This is a genomic window from Brunnivagina elsteri CCALA 953 (genome assembly GCF_002289455.1).
Classification (GTDB): domain Bacteria; phylum Cyanobacteriota; class Cyanobacteriia; order Cyanobacteriales; family Nostocaceae; genus Brunnivagina; species Brunnivagina elsteri.
In genome coordinates, this window is the sequence record NZ_NTFS01000764.1 from 1 (window position 1) to 1281 (window position 1281).

General features: G+C 34.7%; 1 protein-coding gene. It reads right to left on the bottom strand.

Annotated features, from left to right (window positions below):
• On the bottom strand, positions 1 to 770 hold a 770-nt coding region (locus tag CK510_RS30535; protein WP_143289534.1), incomplete at its 3' end, for a WecB/TagA/CpsF family glycosyltransferase.
• Between the last annotated feature and the right edge of the window lie 511 nt (positions 771 to 1281).

Consider the following 1281-nt stretch of genomic DNA (forward strand, 5'->3'; position numbering starts at 1 on the left):
TTCCAAAAAAGATGATTTGATTTTCTCACTTGCTTAAAAACTAAATGAAGTTTCTGCTGCAAAATTAAAAATAAGAAAGGAATATCTTCAACTAAGTATCTTTTCCAAAGCCGCTTTGGTTCACACAACAATCTAAAGAGCCATTCCATCCCAATTTGACTAACCCATTGTGGCGATCGCTGTAATTTTCCGGCTTCAAAATCAATAGTAGCTCCAAGTGCCATAAATATTTTGATATTCGGCAATTGTTCTCGATATTTATAAATCCATTTTTCTTGTTTCGGAGCGCCAACTCCGATTACCAAAACTGTCGCATCCGAGTCATTAATTCTATCGATTATATTTTGGCATTCCTCTTGATTATGCTCAAATCCAAAGCTTGGAGAGTGGGAATCAACAACAATATTTCTACCAATTTTCTGATTGATTTTGTATTGTGCTTGCAGAGCAATTCCTTCTCCTGCCCCTAAGAGAAATATTTTGATATTGTCGTCATGCTTGTGATAGTTGTAAAAAGCTGGGAACAAGTCAGAACCTGATATTTTCTCCCGAATCGGAGTACCCAAAAATCTTGCTGCATACAACAGAATTTGACTGTCACAGACTTTATGACTACCAATACTATAAGCTTGAACAAAATCAGGGTCTTTTTGGAGCTTCATCAAATGGTCAACATTTGGCGTGAATACTATACCAGATTGTAAATCTGCTAAAAATTCTGCCTGCGACAAATTATCGATTTCTAAGTTCAGAATTTTAACTTTCTTCATGGGTATAACCCTGCCCAGTGATAACCTAAATTGGAAAATTTTAAACAAGTCGTTCCTGCGAATAAATCAGAGTACATTATTCTTAAATCAAGCTTGGATAGCTAAGTTGGAAGTTTCAGCTTTTAATTTGACTAAATTTGCAACGTTGTATCTTAGTTTAAGGTTAGTTTGACTTAACCTTGAACTGGAAACATCAGCCAAACGTCTGAAAAATCCAGTTTCAATTCAAAAAATAGGTAAAGTAATTGAAGAGACATTTGTGAAATATTTCCGCAGGGAGCGGTTACTGCGATTAGCGTAACTCTCAAGAGACACAAGCTATACGTAGCCTGTACTTAGTACAATACCTGTTAGCGATCGCAATCTGAAAAAAGTTGCCATTACTAGTAGATTAATTGTAGTTTGCACCTCAACGCTTTAAGACCTAAATAAAAGTTATCATATTCCATTGCAATATCATAGTAGATTCATATAATTTTCATAAAAAACATTCGATACAAAATAATATTAC